The organism is Pseudofrankia sp. EUN1h (genome assembly GCF_001854645.1).
GTDB classification, from domain to species: domain Bacteria; phylum Actinomycetota; class Actinomycetes; order Frankiales; family Frankiaceae; genus Pseudofrankia; species Pseudofrankia saprophytica.
In genome coordinates this window covers 106753-123154 of record NZ_MBLN01000064.1, presented here as the reverse complement: position 1 = coordinate 123154, position 16402 = coordinate 106753, and the positions used below count along the sequence as shown (strand labels likewise).

The 16402-nt window shown below is 70.8% G+C and carries 15 protein-coding genes; 13 read left to right on the top strand and 2 right to left on the bottom strand.

The features are described from left to right. The first annotated feature begins 131 nt into the window (after positions 1 to 131). From BCD49_RS24105 to BCD49_RS24095, 3 genes are all read left to right on the top strand, one after another. On the top strand, positions 132 to 791 hold the full coding sequence (locus BCD49_RS24105) for a DUF4389 domain-containing protein (protein WP_071041938.1): 660 nt from the start codon (positions 132 to 134) through the stop codon (positions 789 to 791). Between the two features lie 361 nt (positions 792 to 1152). Continuing rightward, complete coding sequence (locus tag BCD49_RS24100) at positions 1153 to 1959, top strand: SDR family oxidoreductase (RefSeq protein ID WP_007506890.1); 807 nt, start codon at positions 1153 to 1155, stop codon at positions 1957 to 1959. A 31-nt stretch (positions 1960 to 1990) separates the two neighbouring features. Then, positions 1991 to 2677, top strand: coding sequence for a TetR/AcrR family transcriptional regulator (locus tag BCD49_RS24095; RefSeq protein WP_007506889.1), 687 nt, complete (start codon positions 1991 to 1993; stop codon positions 2675 to 2677). 124 nt (positions 2678 to 2801) lie between these two features. Here the strand turns inward: BCD49_RS24095 and BCD49_RS24090 are convergent, their stop codons facing one another. After that, complete coding sequence (locus BCD49_RS24090; RefSeq protein WP_241832389.1) at positions 2802 to 4049, bottom strand: ATP-binding protein; 1248 nt, start codon at positions 4047 to 4049, stop codon at positions 2802 to 2804. A 203-nt stretch (positions 4050 to 4252) separates the two neighbouring features. Here BCD49_RS24090 and BCD49_RS24085 point away from each other — a divergent pair, with 203 nt between their 5' ends. The 6 genes from BCD49_RS24085 to BCD49_RS24060 all read left to right on the top strand — a co-directional run bounded on the left by BCD49_RS24085 (position 4253) and on the right by BCD49_RS24060 (position 11171). Beyond that, positions 4253 to 4459, top strand: a complete 207-nt coding sequence (locus BCD49_RS24085; RefSeq protein WP_027141378.1) for a hypothetical protein — start codon at positions 4253 to 4255, stop codon at positions 4457 to 4459. 126 nt (positions 4460 to 4585) lie between these two features. Further along, positions 4586 to 5479, top strand: coding sequence for a HalD/BesD family halogenase (locus BCD49_RS24080; RefSeq protein ID WP_007506886.1), 894 nt, complete (start codon positions 4586 to 4588; stop codon positions 5477 to 5479). Positions 5480 to 5698: 219 nt separating this feature from the next. Then, positions 5699 to 6568: a class I SAM-dependent methyltransferase gene (locus BCD49_RS24075; RefSeq protein ID WP_007506885.1), complete on the top strand. Its 870-nt coding sequence runs from the start codon at positions 5699 to 5701 to the stop codon at positions 6566 to 6568. A 96-nt stretch (positions 6569 to 6664) separates the two neighbouring features. Then, positions 6665 to 8608 carry a choline/carnitine O-acyltransferase gene (locus BCD49_RS24070; protein ID WP_083401666.1) on the top strand — a complete coding sequence of 648 codons (1944 nt, stop codon included), beginning with the start codon at positions 6665 to 6667 and terminating at the stop codon, positions 8606 to 8608. A 376-nt stretch (positions 8609 to 8984) separates the two neighbouring features. Then, on the top strand, positions 8985 to 10448 hold the full coding sequence (locus BCD49_RS24065; RefSeq protein ID WP_241832388.1) for an alpha/beta hydrolase domain-containing protein: 1464 nt from the start codon (positions 8985 to 8987) through the stop codon (positions 10446 to 10448). A gap of 75 nt (positions 10449 to 10523) precedes the next feature. Further along, a complete protein-coding gene (locus BCD49_RS24060) occupies positions 10524 to 11171 on the top strand; it encodes a TetR family transcriptional regulator (RefSeq protein ID WP_007506882.1) in 648 nt (215 codons plus the stop codon). Positions 11172 to 11392: 221 nt separating this feature from the next. Here the strand turns inward: BCD49_RS24060 and BCD49_RS24055 are convergent, their stop codons facing one another. Continuing rightward, positions 11393 to 12355 carry a hypothetical protein gene (locus BCD49_RS24055; RefSeq protein ID WP_007506881.1) on the bottom strand — a complete coding sequence of 321 codons (963 nt, stop codon included), beginning with the start codon at positions 12353 to 12355 and terminating at the stop codon, positions 11393 to 11395. Between the two features lie 270 nt (positions 12356 to 12625). Here BCD49_RS24055 and BCD49_RS24050 point away from each other — a divergent pair, with 270 nt between their 5' ends. The 4 genes from BCD49_RS24050 (at position 12626) to BCD49_RS24035 (ending at position 16357) form a co-directional block, all read left to right on the top strand. Then, positions 12626 to 13693, top strand: a complete 1068-nt coding sequence (locus BCD49_RS24050) for an NAD(P)H-dependent amine dehydrogenase family protein (RefSeq protein WP_007506880.1) — start codon at positions 12626 to 12628, stop codon at positions 13691 to 13693. Positions 13694 to 13822: 129 nt separating this feature from the next. Further along, positions 13823 to 14476: a SigE family RNA polymerase sigma factor gene (locus BCD49_RS24045; RefSeq protein WP_007506879.1), complete on the top strand. Its 654-nt coding sequence runs from the start codon at positions 13823 to 13825 to the stop codon at positions 14474 to 14476. A 13-nt stretch (positions 14477 to 14489) separates the two neighbouring features. Continuing rightward, positions 14490 to 15452, top strand: coding sequence for a hypothetical protein (locus tag BCD49_RS24040; RefSeq protein ID WP_007506878.1), 963 nt, complete (start codon positions 14490 to 14492; stop codon positions 15450 to 15452). Positions 15453 to 15712: 260 nt separating this feature from the next. Next, positions 15713 to 16357: a cytochrome P450 gene (locus BCD49_RS24035; protein ID WP_007506877.1), complete on the top strand. Its 645-nt coding sequence runs from the start codon at positions 15713 to 15715 to the stop codon at positions 16355 to 16357. Positions 16358 to 16402 lie beyond the last annotated feature (45 nt).

Sequence of the window (16402 nt, the reverse complement as noted above, 5' to 3'; positions counted from 1 at the left end):
ACGGCTGGGCCGGGGGCTGGCCGGCTGTTGGCGGGGCCGAATCATTGGTTGGATCAGGAGGTAACGGGGTTCGTCCCTTTCCGGCATGACCGGGATCCCTTCCCGGCGCCAGCGAAGAAAGTAGTGAATCAATGTCCGCCATCACCGACCAGCCTCGCCCGACCGACCAGCCGGCCTATCCGGTCCGCATCGACGCGGCGCCCGGGCCCGACCCGGGGCTGTCGCGGTGGCTCTGGCTCGTCAAGTGGCTGCTGGTCATCCCGCATGCCATCGTCCTGTTCTTCCTCTGGATAGCGGTGCTGGTGCTCAGCATTGGCGCGTTCTTCGCCATCCTGTTCACCGGCCGCTACCCGCGCTCTATCTTCTCGTTCAATGTCGGAGTTCTTCGCTGGTCCTGGCGGGTGAACTACTACAGCTACGGCGCGCTTGCCACCGATCGCTACCCGCCGTTCTCGCTCGGCGAGGTCCCCGACTACCCGGCGCAGCTGTCGGTCGCCTACCCGGACCGGCTGTCTCGCGGCCTGGTCCTCGTGAAGTCCTGGCTGCTGGCCATCCMGCACTACCTGATCGTCGGCCGTCTCGGCAACGCCCTGGCCGGCCTGCTGACGTTGTTCGCCGGGGTCATCGTGCTGTTCACCGGCCGCTACCCGCAGTCCGTCTACGACCTGGTTCTGGGCCTGCGGCGGTGGGCTCTGCGTGTCCAGGGCTACGCGATGTTGATGACCGACAGCTACCCGCCGCTCCGGCTCGACATGGGCGGCCCCGACCCGGCCGCTCCCGACCTCACCTGAGGCTGCTCCGCGGAAACGCCTCGCTCTCGGCGGCCGTCATCGCCATCCGCCGCCCGCGCCGCTGTTGACGCGGCGGGGTCCGGGACCGGGGCCGCTGGACGTCGTGGGTGCCATGCGGTCACTAAGGTGGGCGCCTGCTCCTCAAGTCAAGTACCTTGCTCCTCAAGACAGTCGCTTTAACTCGGGGGAGGGCTTCCGTGGGCATCGATCGCATGGTTCCGACCGTGCATCCGCACCTCGGCGGCGAGGGGCGGCGGGAGAGCGCCGGCTGTAAGCACGGGCGCGCGTTCCCCGCCACCCACGAGGCCGGAGCCCAAGGCAGGTCGGCGAACCTCGGCCGTGCGAAGGCCGCGGCGATCGCATGACGCGCCCCCTACGCCTGATGGGATCCGCGGCCGTCATCACCGGCGCGGGCAGCGGTATTGGCCAAGCCACCGCGCTCGCGTTCGCCCGTCGCGGTGCCCGGGTCATGGTGAGCGACCTCGACCTGGACCGGGCACGCGCCGTCGCGGCCGAGATCACCGCCGGCGGCGGCGAAGCGTTCGCGGTACGGGTCGACGTGACGCGGGAGGCGGACCTGGCGGCGCTGCGCGACGCCTGCCTCGAGCGGTTCGGCCAGGTCGACCTGGTGATGAACAACGTCGGCGTGCTCGCCATGGGCGCGCCCGAGTCGCTGCCGGACGAGGCCTGGCAGCGGGTACTCGAGATCAACCTGATGAGCATCGCGCGCAGCAACCGGGTGTTCCTGCCGCTGCTGATCGGGCAGGGCCGGGGGCATGTGGTCAACACGTCGTCCGCGTCGGGTCTGCTCGCGTACGGGTTCGACCGCCTCCCGTATGTCGCGAGCAAGCACGCGATCGTCGGGCTGTCCGAGGCGCTCGCGCTGTACCTGGGCCCACGCGGCATCGGGGTCACGTGCGTGTGCCCGTCCGGGGTGATCACCAACATCCTGGAGCAGGTGACGGCCTACGGCCAGGTGACCTCCTCGCCACGCGCCCCCGACCATCCCGTGGTGCCCGCGCAGACCGTTGGCGAGCTGGCGGCCGACGCCGTGACGCACGGACGGTTCCTCGTCCTGACGGTGCCCGAACTCCAGCAGGAGCTTGTCGCCCGAGCTACCGACCCGGAGGCCTACCTACAGGCACTGATCGCGGAGCAGACAGCGTGAACCGGTACCTACGCCGGCGAGCGGGCCGGCGGTGACCCAGCCGCAGGGCGCGCCGACGGGTGCGATGGCACTGCAACTGCTGCTGACCGCCGAACGACTGTTCGCCGAGCACGGCATCGATGGGGTGTCCCTGCGGCAGATCACCACACGGGCCGGATCGGGAAACAACTCGGCCGTCCACTACTACTTCGGCTCGAAACGGCGTCTGATCGAGGCGATCTTCGCTCACCGGATGCCCCAGCTGGTGCAGCGGCGCGCCCTTCTGTTGGCCCGCATCGACCCGGACGACCTGCGGGCACGGTTCGAGGCCCACCTGCTGCCAGTGCTGGAGCTGGCGGAGTCACCCGACAACTTCTACGTGTCCTTCGTCGAGCAGCTCCAGCGCAGCAAGGAGTCACGAGGCGCCCTCGGCCAGCCGGAGGAGATCCAGCGGTCCCAGAACGAGTTCCTCCACGACATGCGCCGGCTGCTGGCACATGTCGAGGAACCTGTCCGCACGACGCGCATCCGCGAGGTCCAGGAGCTCAGCGTGCATTCCGCCGCGCGGCGCGAGCAGGCGATCGCGGCCGGTGAGCGGGTTGTTCCGTTCGGCCCGTTCGTCAGCATGACGATCGACGGTTTCACCGGCTATCTCGCCGCGCCGGTGTCACCGGATACCCGGCGGTTTCTGCCCGAGTCTGACCAGGCGCTTCCCGCCGCGTCCCTCCGCCTGCTCTGAGCCGGCCAGGTGCGCCGGGTCGGATCGGCTTGGCTTGGCCCGTGGAGCCGGACCGGCCTGATCCCGGGTAAGAAACTCACATCCGTTTTCGGCGTGGATTCTGTGATCTTGAACCGGCTCGAGGTCAGCTCCACAGTGTGGCGATGGGAGCGGCGGTGATGTTGGCGCCGAGCGGGTAGGTGCGTTTGCCGGTGTGAAGGACGAGGCCGGCGACGAAGCGGTCGTCGAGTTCGTCACGGAGCCAGGCAAGATGGCGGCCGGCGTCGCGGTTGGGTGCGGCGTCGGCTTTGACTTCAAGGCCGATGACGCGTCCGCCACCGAGCTCGATGAGGATGTCGATCTCGTGGCGGCCACCTTCCTGGCGCAGGTGGTAGAGGCGGGGGCGACTGGCGCTGACCGGGATCTCGGTGCGCAGCTGGGCAACAACGAAGGTGTCGAGGATGCGGCCGAGAAGGTCGCCGTCGCGCAGGACGGCACGGACATCGACGCGCAGCGCGGCGCCGATGAGTCCGGGGTCGGTGAGATAACGCTTGGGGACCTGGACCAGTCGCTTGAGGCGGTTGGTCCACCAGGAGGGCAGGCTGTCGACGACGAGCAGGTTCTTGAACAGGCCTTCATAGGCATCGGCGGTCTTGGAGTTGATCCTGGCTGCTTCGAACATGGTCTTGCTGGCGACGATGCCGGCGGAGTTCAATGCCAGGACCTCGAAGAAGCGGCGTAGGCGGTCAGGATCGCGGGACTCACCGAGGAGTTCGACGTCACGGGTGAGGAGCTGGTCGAGGTAGCTTTCCAGCCATTCCTCGCGGCGGGCGGGTGAGAGGCGCAGGGCGGGTTCAGGGAAGCCGCTTCGCAGCGCCAGCTCGAGATAGCCGGGCAGGTCGGGCGGGTCGGCCGGGGTGGGCAGCGTGTCCGGGCCGGTGTCGGCGATCCGGTCGATGAATGTGGGCCCGTCGATCCGTCCGTCGATCTCGCGCATGGACAGGCCGGTCATCGCGACCCGGACTAGGCGGCCGGTGCCGGGCCAGTTCTCGGCCTGCAGGTCGGCACGCACGGAACCTGCGACCAGGAATCGTCCTGGCCTGGGGCTGACATCCACCGTCCGTTTGATTGCGCCCAGCACACCCGGAACGGCCTGCCACTCGTCGAGCAGCACAGGTTCGGGAAACTGGCGCAGCGCCGCGTCGGGATCAGCCTGGAAGGCGACCGCCTCGGCGGGTTCGTCCAGGCGGATCATGGTCCGCGCATGCCGTGCCGCCGTGGTGGTCTTGCCTGTCGCCCGTGGCCCGACGATCAGCACCGCCGGCAGCTCCGAGAGCATCTCGCCGATCCGGGCGTCCACCAGCCGGGGGAGGTATGAACTGGCCACAACCACCTCGGATCCACCGGCCGGAGACCACGCTACCGGCACCACACGGGTGTGAGTACCAGTCTGCCACAGTCATCGCTACCATTTTCATGCAGCTGCTGGTACCAACCTGCCGCAAGCGCGCGACTGATAGATCGCTGCCTCCGTGTTGCCGTGGTCGTGGATTCGGCCACATCGCGACCGTGGCGATACGCTTGTGGTGATCATGGATGGTCGTGGGCGCGTGGACGGTCGGCGACCGGGTTCGGCTCGTCATCGCCGCCGACCAGGACTCCGGGCCGTCTTTCGATCATGCTTCGGCCGCTGGGGCGGACCATCTCTCGCGCTCGCGCGACGAATCCGCGCTTGGCGACCCGTTCTACCTGCGCATTTGCCGCCGCGGGCGGGATCGGGTCCGGCATGAGGCCGAGAGATGACGGTCGTGTTACCTGTCACATTGCCGGACGTTCGGCGGATACCGGCCGGAAAACTGTGCTGGGTTCCTTCGAGGCGCCGGGTTTCCCGGACGGCGCGTGGTGTGGACGGTAGATGGAGGGATTCCCTTGACCCGGCCCGAGACCGTCATTGACGACCGCGCGACGGCGACGGCGGTCGAGGCCGTCGTGAACACCGGGTCCTACCCGCTGTTCGCGCCACCGGGGAGCGCGGCCTGGAATGGGCTCGTCCTGGGTGTCCGGCGGGAGCTGGCCGAGTCCGGATGCTGTGTGCTTCCGGGATTCGTCAGGCCGGAGGCGCTGGAACGGCTGCGCACCCAGTGCGCGGCGCTGGCGCCGCTCGCCTACTACGGCGACGAGACGGTGAACGCGTACAACATCGCGCCGGAGACGCCGCTGCCGCCAGACCATCCCGGGCGGGTCAGCATGCCGCGGGGCAACGCGTTCGTGGCCCGGGACCGCATCCCACCCGACCACGCCGTCCAGCGGCTCTACACCAGCGTCGCTTTCCAGGCATTCGTCGCGGCCTGTTTCGAGCTGCCCGCCGTGTACGAACTGGCGGACCCGCTGGCGGGCCTGTGCGTCAACATCGTCGCTCCCGGGCGGGAGCATCCCTGGCATTTCGACACCAACGAGTTCGCGGTGAGTCTGCTGACCCAGGAATCCGAGGGTGGCGAGTTCGAGTACTGCCCGGGGATCCGGTCCGCGGCCGAGGAGAACGTCGAGGACGTGGCGGCCGTGCTGGCCGGCCGAGGCGACAGGTTCATCCGGCGGTTGCGCCTGCGGCCCGGAGATCTCCAGCTCTTCCTCGGTCGCTACTCGCTGCATCGGGTGAGCCGGGTGACCGGCCTGGCCCAACGGCACAGCGCGATCTTCGCCTACAGCGCGCGGCCGGGCGTGGTCGGCAGCCTGTCCCGGACCAGGCAGCTGTTCGGCCGGGTGCTGCCGGAACACCAGAAGGCGGCCGACCGGCCCGTCCGGGTGGACGCGCTGCTCGACTGACCGCCGCCCGCGTCGCACCACCGGGGTCCGCCGGCGCGGGCGCCCCCGCGTCGATGCCGCCGTTCGCCGCCCTCCGTCCTTCGACGGGCACTCCACCGCCCATTGCAGCCCGCCCGTTCCGGCCCGCTCATTCCCGCCAACCCATTCCTGACCGAGCATTCCGGACCGATGCCCGCCCTGATCGCCCAGCCGCTGGGCGTATCGAGAGGAGCACCGACCATGGACTTCGACGCGACCGGAAAGGTTTCACTCGAGCACGTCTACAACCAGCCCGACCCGCGTGCCTACTTCCGCACGCTGCGCGCACTCGACTACCGGTTACCTCAGCTGGCCAAGCCGTACTTCGCCAAAGTCATCGACGAGTGCCAGGAAAGCCGCCCGGACCGGCGGCTGAGAGTGCTTGACGTCGGATGCTCCTACGGGATCAACGCGGCGCTGCTGAAGCTCGACGTCGCGATGGACGATCTGTACGAGCGTTACGCCCACCCGCGAAGCCGGGCGGCGCTGGTGGCCGGCGACCGGGCGCTGGCAACGGCCCGCGGGGGCGCCACCGATATCGAGGTGATTGGCCTCGACGTCTCCGGTCCCGCGGTGGCCTACGCCCTCGACGCCGGGTTCCTCGATGACGCGCTGCACGCGGACCTGGAGTCCCGCGAACTCACGGAATCGGAACGGGCCCGCCTCGCCGGGGTGGATCTGGTCATCTCCACCGGCTGCCTCGGCTACGTCACCGATCGGACCCTCACCCAGATCGTGACGGCGGCCGCCAGCCCGGACCCGGCTCCCGGGCCCGACGAGACGGCGGGACGCGGCGGGCCGGCTCTGCCCTGGATGGCGCACTTCACGCTGCGCATGTTTCCCTTCGACCCGATTGCCGAGACCCTCGCCGGGTTCGGATACCGGACGGAGGCGGTGGACCGGCTGTTCGAACAGCGCCGGTTCGCCTCGCCACAGGAACGGGACCAGGTGCTGACGACGCTCGGCGGGGTCGGGGTGGATCCGCGCGGGCTGGAGGCCGAGGGATCGCTGTACGCCCAGCTGTTCATCTCCCGTCCGCCCGAGTTCTCGCCGGGTATCCGATCGTGGTGAGCACGGAACGGGCGGCGGCCTGGCAACCGCCGGGATGACGCGACTGGCGTCATGATCGGCTCACCATCCACGACCACGACGAGGAAGACGACCAGGATGACCGTCCAGACCGGCCGCGAGACCGCCGCCACGACCGCCGCCACACCCACGGCCGAGACGGGGCCCGGGGCGGGCACGGAGCCCGCCGTGGGCACCTTCGACAGCGAGGACAGCCTGCCTCGAGTCCCGCTACCGGACCTGGCGGACAGCTGCGCACGGTTCCTGGAATGGTGTGCCCCGCTGCTCACCGCGGAGCAGCTGGCCGCGACCGAGGCGGCCGTGGGCGACTTCCTCGCGCCGGACGGACCGGGGCGGCCGCTGCACGCCGAGCTCGCCCGGTTCGACGCGAGCGACGGCGTGCACAGCTGGCTCGACGAGTTCTGGCCCGCCCGCTATCTGGGCCGGCGGGACCGGATCGCGCTGAACGCCAACTTCTTCTTCCTGTTCCGGGACGCCGCGACGCCGGCCGGCGACTCTCCAGTCGGCGACCTCCCGGCCGGCGACCCGCAGGTCGAGCGGGCCGCGGGCCTGATCGCCGCCGCGCTCGACTACAAGATCCGGCTGGACGCGGAGCGCATCCCACCGCTGCTGCGGCGGGGCCAGCCGCAGTCGATGGTGCAGAACCGGTTCCTGTTCTCCACCACCCGCATCCCCGGCCGCGACCAGGACACCGTCCGGGTGCCCTACAGCGCCGCGTGGCCGGGTCCGTCGGACGCCCGCCACGTCGTGGTGTTCCGGCACGGCCAGCTGTTCCGGCTGGACGTGCTCGGCCCGGACGGCACCCCGCACACCCTCCCGGAGCTCGCCGCCGGGCTCACGGCCGTGGTGGCCGCCGCGGGTCCCGCGCCGGCGCCGGACGACACCGCGGTCGGGCACCTCACCACCAAGGCCCGCGCGGCGTGGGCGCAGAGCCGGGCGGCACTGCTCGCCCACGATCCGGCGAACGTGGCCGCCCTGGAGGAGGTCGAGCGGGCGCTGTTCTGCGTCTGCCTGGATCACGTCGTCCCGCCGGACACCCTGGCCACCTGTGACCAGCTGCTGCACGGCAGCGCCGCGAACCGGTGGTACGACAAGGCGGTCTCGTTCGTCGTCTTCCCGAACGGGCGTGCCGGGATCAACGTCGAGCACTGCGGGCTGGACGGCACCACCATCCTGAGCTTCGTCGACGCGCTGCTCTCGGCGCCGCCCGCCGAGCTCTCGGCCCGCTCGGGTGCGCGGGAACACGGCCACCCGTCGGTCCGGCCCGTCTCCTTCGTCCTCGACGCGGCGCTGCGGGCGGACATCCAGGCGGCGTCGGAGTCGTTCGCCCAGTTCGGTGCGGACACCGTGGCGCTGGCGCTGTCGTTCCCGGAGCACGGCGCCGACCGGTCCAAGGCGCTGCGGATCTCGCCGGACGCGCTGGTGCAGCTGGCCTACCAGCTCGYGCACCACCGGGCGAAGGGCCAGATCGGCGCGACGTACGAGTCGATCGCCACCCGGCAGTGGCGGTACGGACGCACCGAGGCGATGCGAGTCGTCACGCCGGAGGTGTTGACCTTCGTCGCGACGATGAACGATCCGGCGGCGGATCCGGCCACTCGCCGGGCGGCGCTGCGCGCGGCGGCCGACGCCCATGTGCGCCGGGCCGGCGAGTGCCAGCGCGGCGACGCTCCCGAACAGCACCTCTGGGAGCTGGCCTTCATCCAGCGTCGCCGCGGCGCCGAGCTCGGTGCGCCCACGGCGCCGCCGCTCTACGAGTCGCCGGGCTGGCTGGTGATGCGGGACGACTACCTGAGCACCAGCTCCGCCCCGTCGGTGAACATCGAGTACTTCGGCTTCGGGTCGACCAGCGGGAAGTGCATCGGCATCGCCTACGTGCTGCTGCCGGACCGGCTGAACATCTACCTGAGCACCCCCCGCCCGGTGGCCGCCGGAATGCACGCCTTCGCCGACCGACTGCGCGAAGCCCTCGCCGAGCTCGACGAGCTGCTTACTCCGGCCCCTGCCGCCGACCACTCCTGAGCAGGCACAACGGCGGGCCGATCCGGCGAAAGCCGGATCGGCCTACCCGGTGGCGCCGTGGGTCGGACTCCTCTGATCGCGTTTGATCGCGTTCCGTGTCCTGGGTGGGTCCCAGGCGCGTCCAGGACGCGTCGAGGGCGTGTCCTGCCGGCCATGGCACGATGTGCCATCGCTGTCAGTCATTGACATTGGATGGGCGACACCTTACGGTTCCGTTTCATCCACGTTTCGTCCGCGAGTGGCAACGGCAGCGCTGGCCATTCCGCACTGGTCGTCGCTTCTCTCGGAAATGCAGTGATGGGCGATGACTGGTGGGAGAAATCGGATGAGGAAACGTCGCCATGCCGTCTTTTCTGGGTTATTAACGTCGTTAGCGGTGACGCTCGCCGCGTTACCGGCCGTGCTCCTGGGCGCGGGAACGGCGGCGGCCGCCGAGCCAGCCCCGACCCCGGCCCCGACCGTGACCGGGCCGGTGGCGGGGGGCACTCCGGCGGAGTTCATGTTCTCCACCAGCTTCGACCTGGCCCAGGTCGGCTACCGGGAGTCGGAGTTCTTCCTGTCGGGCACCGCGAGCGGCTACACCTCCGCCACCCCGTTGACGAGTGACGGCAAGTGGGCCGTGACACCGAACGGAACCGCGCCCTACACGACCCGTGCGGTGGTCCGGCGCCCCGTCGACCCGAAGAAGTTCAACGGAACGGTCATCGTCGAATGGCTCAACGTGAGCGGCGGGGCCGACGCCGGGCCGGACTGGACGTTGACCCACAACGAGCTCGTACGGGAAGGCTTTGCCTGGGTCGGGGTCTCGGCGCAGTGGACCGGCGTCCAGACGGCGAAGGGCAACAACCCGGGGACGCTCCCGGGAAACCCGGTGCGGTACGCGCCGCTGTCCCACCCCGGTGACAGCTACTCGTACGACATCTACTCGCAGGCCGGACAGGCCCTGCGCGGCAACTCCGCGCAGCTGCTGGGCGGCCTGAAGCCGCGCAAGCTGATCGCGGCCGGAGAGTCGCAGTCGGCGGCTCGCCTTGTCACGTACATCGACGGGGTACACCCGCTCGCGCGCGTCTATGACGGGTTCCTCGTACACAGTCGCGCTGCCAGCGGCGCGGCCCTCTCGCAGGTGGCACCGCCCGCGCTGACCCCCGTCGTGCCATCGCCCTCCCCGGTCCTGATCCGTGACGATCTCAACGTCCCCGTCTTCGTCTTCCAGACCGAGACGGACGTCGTCTTCAGCAACCTCACCGCCCGCCAGCCGGACACAGGACGATTCCGCGCGTGGGAGGTGGCGGGGACGGCCCACTTCGACGACTACGGGTTGCAGATCGGGCCGACGGACACCGGCGACGRGCAGGGCGCGATCGCGAGCCTGGCCGCCATGCAGAACCCGCCGACCGTCACCTCGGCTGGCACGTGCACGCTCCCGGTCAACACCGGTGGCGCGCACTGGGTGCTCGACGCGGCGGTGTACTGGTTGAACCAGTGGGTCGTGAACCGCGTGAACCCCCCTCGCGGGCAGCTGCTACAGACCACAAGCGCGTCACCGGTGGTGTTCGCCAAGGACGCGAACGGCAACACCCTCGGCGGCGTGCGGTCCCCCCAGGTCGACGCCCCCATCGCGGCCCTCGGTGGCGTGGGGAACACGCCCGTCCTGTGCGGCCTCTTCGGCACCACCGTGCCGTTCAGCGCGGACAAACTCGCCGGTCTTTACAAGAACCACGGCCAGTTCGTCGCGCAATGGAGCCGGTCGGTGGCGGACGGCGTCATCCACGGTTTCCTGCGCCCCGCTGACGCGGCGGAGCTCGAGAACGCCGCGATACGCTCGCAGATCGGAAAGTAGGAATTCTCACGCGCTGAACCCGGACGCGCCCGGCGCGTCCGGGTTCAGCGCCTCGCACCAGGCGGGAGGCCGGCGGTGGCGTCCAAATCGCTTGCGCTGCGACTGAGTGAGCAGCGCTCCGAGATGATGATCTCCGAGCTGGAGGGCGTCGCGCTCAGGCTCTTCGAGCAGCGTGGGTTCATCGAGACCACGGTCGAGGAGATCGCCGCGGAGGCGCAGATCTCCGTCCGGACCTTCTACCGCTACTTCCCCTCGAAGGAAGACGTCCTGCAGGTGAGGATCGAGCGGCGGAGCAAAGCCCTCCGAGCAAGACTCGCGGCCTGTTCCACCACCGAACCGCCGATGCGTTCCCTGCGTCTCGCGCTCAAGGAGGAGTTCGCCGCGGAGGATGCGGAACGGCTTCGGCGTTGGATAGCGGTCATCGCGGTTACTCCCACGCTACTGCGCGGCGTGCTTGGCGGCATTCAGCTCAACACGCACAGGGTGACCGCCGACTTCCTCCGTTCTCGCTTGGGATTGCCCGCCGACGCCCTGTTGCCCACGATGCTCGCCGGGGCCGTGGGTGGAGTCATCCAGGCGGCCCAGACGAACTGGTTCCTCAACGGTGGCGATCTGGCGAGCGCGATCTCCGAAGGCCTCAGGGTGCTTGAAAGCGGTATGGAAACCAATCCGATCCTCGGATCCGCAGGCACGGGCGGGACCACCGCCCCGGATGCCGAGTAACCGGAGCGGCGGCCGGGGGCGGGGTCTGGCCGAGACCGCGGCGCGGTCTGGCGAGACCGTCGGGGGAGGCCGAACCCGGACGACCTGGGCGGAACCGGACGCGGACCGGACGCGGGACCGGACATGAGACGACCGGCCGGGTGCGGACGCACCCGGCCGGTCGGGCGTGCGGAGCCGCCGTGGGCGGCGGGTCTCACCTCTTCAGGGGCATCGCGTCCTGGTCAGAAGCGGCGCGGCGAGGAGTCGACGCCGGGCATTTCCTCCAGCCCGCCGGCGGTGGCGTCCGAGGCGATCTCCTCGTTGATCGACGCCGGGAAGCTGGGGTCGAACGTGGACGGAATCGAGGTCGACGGCGTGGCCGACAGACGATCGGGCGTCCCGGCCCCTGCCCCGGTCTCGGCACCGGCCGGTGTCCCGGTGCTCGCGGTCACCGGCGGCGTCGAGGAGGTCAGGCTCTCGTCGTGAACGGTGCTCGCCGGCGCGCTCGGCTCGTCCTGCTGGCCGGAGCCGGCAAGGTACCTGCGGGCCGCGACGGTGGCCGCCGCTCCGCCGCCCACCAGCAGCATCATGCCCAGGCCGCGGCGGCGTCGCCGGTGCACCCGGCTCAGCTTCCGCTCGGCCTTCGCGAGCTTGTTCTCCAGCACCAGCTGGGCCTTGTCGGCCCGCACCCTGGCCTTGCGCTCGGACCGGATGGCCCGGCCGGACCGGGCCTTCTCGATCCGCAGCTCGGTGGCCGCGCGGGCGTGCTCGGCCGAGAGCTCCGCCGCGCCGCGCGCCTTCTCGAGCCGCCGGCCGGCGCGACCCGAGACGGCCGTCGCCTTGGCCGCCGTCCGGGCCGGAACCTTCGCCGCCTTGCCGGCCTTCCGGCTGACCGCGTCGGCGCCGGCGCTCGACGTGTCCGCCACCTTGCCGGCCAGCGCGCTGCCGGCGTCCCGGGTGGCGGTCGCGGCGGTCTGCCCCGCCCGGGCCGCCCCCTGACCGGCCTTGACCGTGGCGTCAGCGACGCTGTGGCTGGCCTTGACCGTCGCGTCAGCGACGCCGTGGCTGGCCCTGACGGTGGCGTCGGCGACGGCGTGCCCGGCCCGGTCCACGTGGTCGGCGGCGGAGCGGGCCGCGTCGGGAATCGCGCTCACCGGGACGGCGTCGGTGACGTGCGCGAGCCGGTCCTTGATCGTGGTACTCATCGGTCTCCCTTCCTGGCGTGCCCCCAGCGGTGGGGCCGGCGCGGGGTTGAGGCGGGTGACCCCGCCGCTGGCCCTTCAAGATCTGACGACCTTGCCCTACCCTCCGTGGCGGCCAACCAACATTCCCACCCTCCGTGGTTATCCGCTCACTCTCGTGCCGCGCCGCTCGGCTCGGGTGAGAGAGACCCTTGGCGGGTATCCCGCGCAGCACCGATCATGGCTACCGTTCGCCGACGTTTCGGTGGCTGAGGTCGTGACCGGAGGTAGTTGATGAGCTCGCTACGCGTGATCCAGTGGGGGACCGGGAACGTTGGCCGGCACGCCTTACGGGGGATCATCCGGCGGCCGGATCTCGAGCTGGTCGGCGTGCACGCCCACTCGCCGGCCAAGATCGGACGGGACGCGGCCGAACTGTGCGGGTTGAGCGAGCCCACCGGCGTGGTCGCCACCGACGACATCGACGCGCTGCTGGCCCTCGATGCCGACTGCGTGTCCTACACGGTCCAGGGCGAGTCCCGGATCGACGACACCCTCGACGAACTGTGCATGATCCTCGCCGCCGGCAAGAACGTCGTGAACACCGCGCTCGTCTTCCTGGTCAATCCGGCGTTCCTCGACGACGCGACCCGCGGACGGCTCACGGAAGCGTGTGAGAAGGGCGGGACCACGCTGCTCACCTCCGGCATCGACCCGGGCTGGTCCGGAGACGTGGTCCCGCTGCTGGTGGCACAGATGTGCGAACGCGTCGACTCGATACGGGTCAGTGAGCTGATGAACTACGGCGAGTACGCCGACCCGGCCTTCACCGGCGAGGTCTTCGGTTTCGGCCTGCCGCTCGACCACCCGGCCGCGCTGTTCGAGCCCGGAGCGGTGACCTTCGGCTGGGGCGGTATCGTCCGGCTCCTGGCCGACGCGCTGGGCTGGACGCTCGACGAGATCCGCGAGGAGCACGAGCGGCTTCCCGCCCCGGAGACGTTCCATACGGCGATGGGCCGCATCGAGCAGGGCAGCACCGCGGCCGTCCGCTTCGACGTGACGGGCGTCGTCGGCGGCCGGCCCGCGATCGTCGCCGCCCACGTCAACCGGCTGCGCGACGACATCGGCCCGGACTGGCCGATCCTGGCCGGCGGCCGCTCCGGCTACCGCGTCGAGGTCACCGGCCACCCGTCGTTCACGCTCGAGCTCGAGCCCCGCCTCGACGGCGGCGGCGACCACGCCGAGGCTGGCCTCATCGGCTCCGCGATGCGCATCCTCAACGCCATCCCCACCGTCTGCGCCGCTCCACCCGGCCTCGTCACCCCGCTCGACCTGCCCTTCTTCACCGTCAACGGGGCCTGACCGCCCAGCTGAACCCAGACCTCGACGGCTCCGCGGCCGCCTCTCCGCCGCCGGCCGCGGCCGGGCACTCATCGTGGTCCGGGTCGGGCGCGTTTCGACTTGGACGAGCCCGACACGGAGGAGGCGAGGGTGCGTGCCGATGAGGAGCTGGCCTTTGAAGGATTCGTGGCCGGGGCCGCCGACCGGCTGCTGCTGAGCGCGGTCCTGCTCGTCGGCGGGGACTGGGCGGCCGGCGAGGACCTGCTCCAGGGAGCGTTCGAACGCACCTACCGGCACTGGTCGCGGATCGCGGACGGCCAGCCGGAGGCGTACGTCCGCCGGGCGCTGGTCAACGGCGCGACGAGCCGGTGGCGGCGGCTGCGGGCCCGGGTCGCCGAGGTGCCGTTGATCGTCGACGGCGAGTGGACCGTCGACGTCGTCGAGGTGGGCGTCGACCATGCCGACCGGCTGTCCCAGCGCGAGGGCCTGGTCCGTGCCCTGCGATCGCTTCCGCCCCGGCAGCGGGCCGTGGTGGTCCTGCGTTACTTCGACGACCTGCCCGAATCCGAGGTCGCCGCCGCACTCGGCTGCTCCGTCGGCTCCGTGCGCAGCCAGGCCTCGCGGGGCCTCGCCCGGCTGCGCGGCAGCGAGCACCTGGCCGCGCTCGGCGCCGTCCGCGCCCCCAGGACACGCCGCCGTGGCGCGGGAGACCCCGACATCCTGACCAACGAGATGGGGCAGGGGGGCCGCGCTCCGTCGTCATCGAGGGCGTTCGCCTCGCCTCCGCCGCGACCCACCCGGTGAGGGGGAAGAAGCTGTGAGCACAGCAGGAAACGGGCGTACCGACCCGCCCGGAGCGAGCCGCCGAGGCAACTTCACCCCGCGGGACCAGGCCGCGGCCGGCACGCGGCAGCCGCGGTACGTCGTGGAGGGTGACGTCGTGGACGGCCCGACCCAGGACCTGGCGGCGCAGCTGCGCGCGCTGCGGGCCGAGATGCCCCGCCGGGGCGTCGACAGCGTCTTCCTCGACCTGGTGCGCGCCCGGGCTCGCCGTCGCCGGTCACGCGCTCGCGTCGCCGGGGTCGCCGCGCTCGTCCTGGCGATCGTGGTGGGCATCGGCGTCCCCGTGAGCCACCGCGGTGGTGGGAACGACCACATGCCTCCCGCGGCCTCGTCGCCGGCCGCCCCGTACACCTACGGCGGGATGACCATCACCTGGCTGCCCGTCCCGATGGCTCACCAGCTGGACATAGAGTCCCAGTCGGTTCTTCACGGGGCCGTGGGGGCGCTACCGGGAGCCCCGCCCATCAGCATCGCCGCTCACCTTTTCAGCCAAGATTCCTACGACCAGAACATCGCCGCGTTCACCAGCGAGTTCGTCGCGCCGTCCACGGCGGTCGCGCCCGTGGCGGACGAGCCGTCCGCCGTCTGGGTGACCGTGATCTGGCAGCCGTCGGACCCGTCGGTCGCGACGGCCCGACAGCTGCGCAGTCAACTGAAACAGCTGCCGGAGGTCGTGGGCGACACCGAGGTGTCGGAGACGACGGTGGGTGACCAGCCCGCCGCCTTCGCCCAGAACGACCTCAGCGCCGTGACCAATCTTCACCTCCGGGACACGAGCTACCGCTACGGCGGTCTGCTCACCTGGCTCACGCCCAGCGGCGCCCTGCTCGCGGTGGAGGCCCACAGTTTCACCCCMGTCAACGTCGCCGTGCTGCGGCGGATCGGCGCCGGACTGGTCCTCGGCCAGCAGCCGCCGAGCACGCCCCCGCCMGCGTGACGCGGCGATCGCCGAGGCGGTGAATGCCGAGGTGGTGGGGGCCGCGATCCACGACGTCCTCACCCACGGCCCGCCCGCGGGATTTCTCGGCATCTCGATCGCCCGATACGAAATTTGAATCGAGTCCATTGTTCCTTCCGCCCTGCTGTCGTCCTCCCTAATCGGGAGGTAACGTTCCGGCTGGAATTCTCGCCGACCCGGTCGACGGGTGGTTTCTCCGTCCCTGATCATTGTCCGGGCGCTGTCCGAAGGACCGCGAAATGACGATCGAATCCAGTGACCTGATCGCGAGGCGTCGGGCGGCGCCCGCCGACGACCTGCTCAGCGACCTCATTGCCGTCCAGGAGCAGGGTGACCGGCTGTCGGTCCGCGAGCTGCTCGACCTGTGCGTGCTGCTGCTCGTCGCCGGCTACGAGACGACCGTCAACCTCGTCGCCAACGCCGTGATCGCGCTCGCCCGGGATCCGGCGCAGTACGCGGCTCTGCGGGCCGATCGCGCGCTTGTGTCGCCGGCGATCGAGGAGACGCTGCGTTTCGACCCGCAGATCCAGTATGTGGGGCGCACGGTGCTGGCCGACATGGACCTCGGCGGGCAGCCGCTTCGCGCCGGAGACGGCGTGATCGCCTTGTTGGCCGGCGCCCAGCGCGACCCCGAGGTGTTCCCGGACCCTGACCGGTTCGACATCACCCGCTACGCCGGACCGGCCGCGCGCCATCTCGGTTTCGGTCTGGGCATCCACTACTGCCTCGGGGCGCCGCTCGCCCGCCTGGAGGCGGAGATCATGCTGACGGCGCTGCTCGACCGGGTCGAACGGATCGAGATCGCCGCGGAACAGCTGCCCTACCGGCCGCATCTCTCCGTCCGCGGCGTCTCCGCGCTCCCCGTACGGCTGACCCCCGCCTGACCGGCCACGCCCCCGTGCCTTCCTGACCACGCCCCGCGTCTCCGC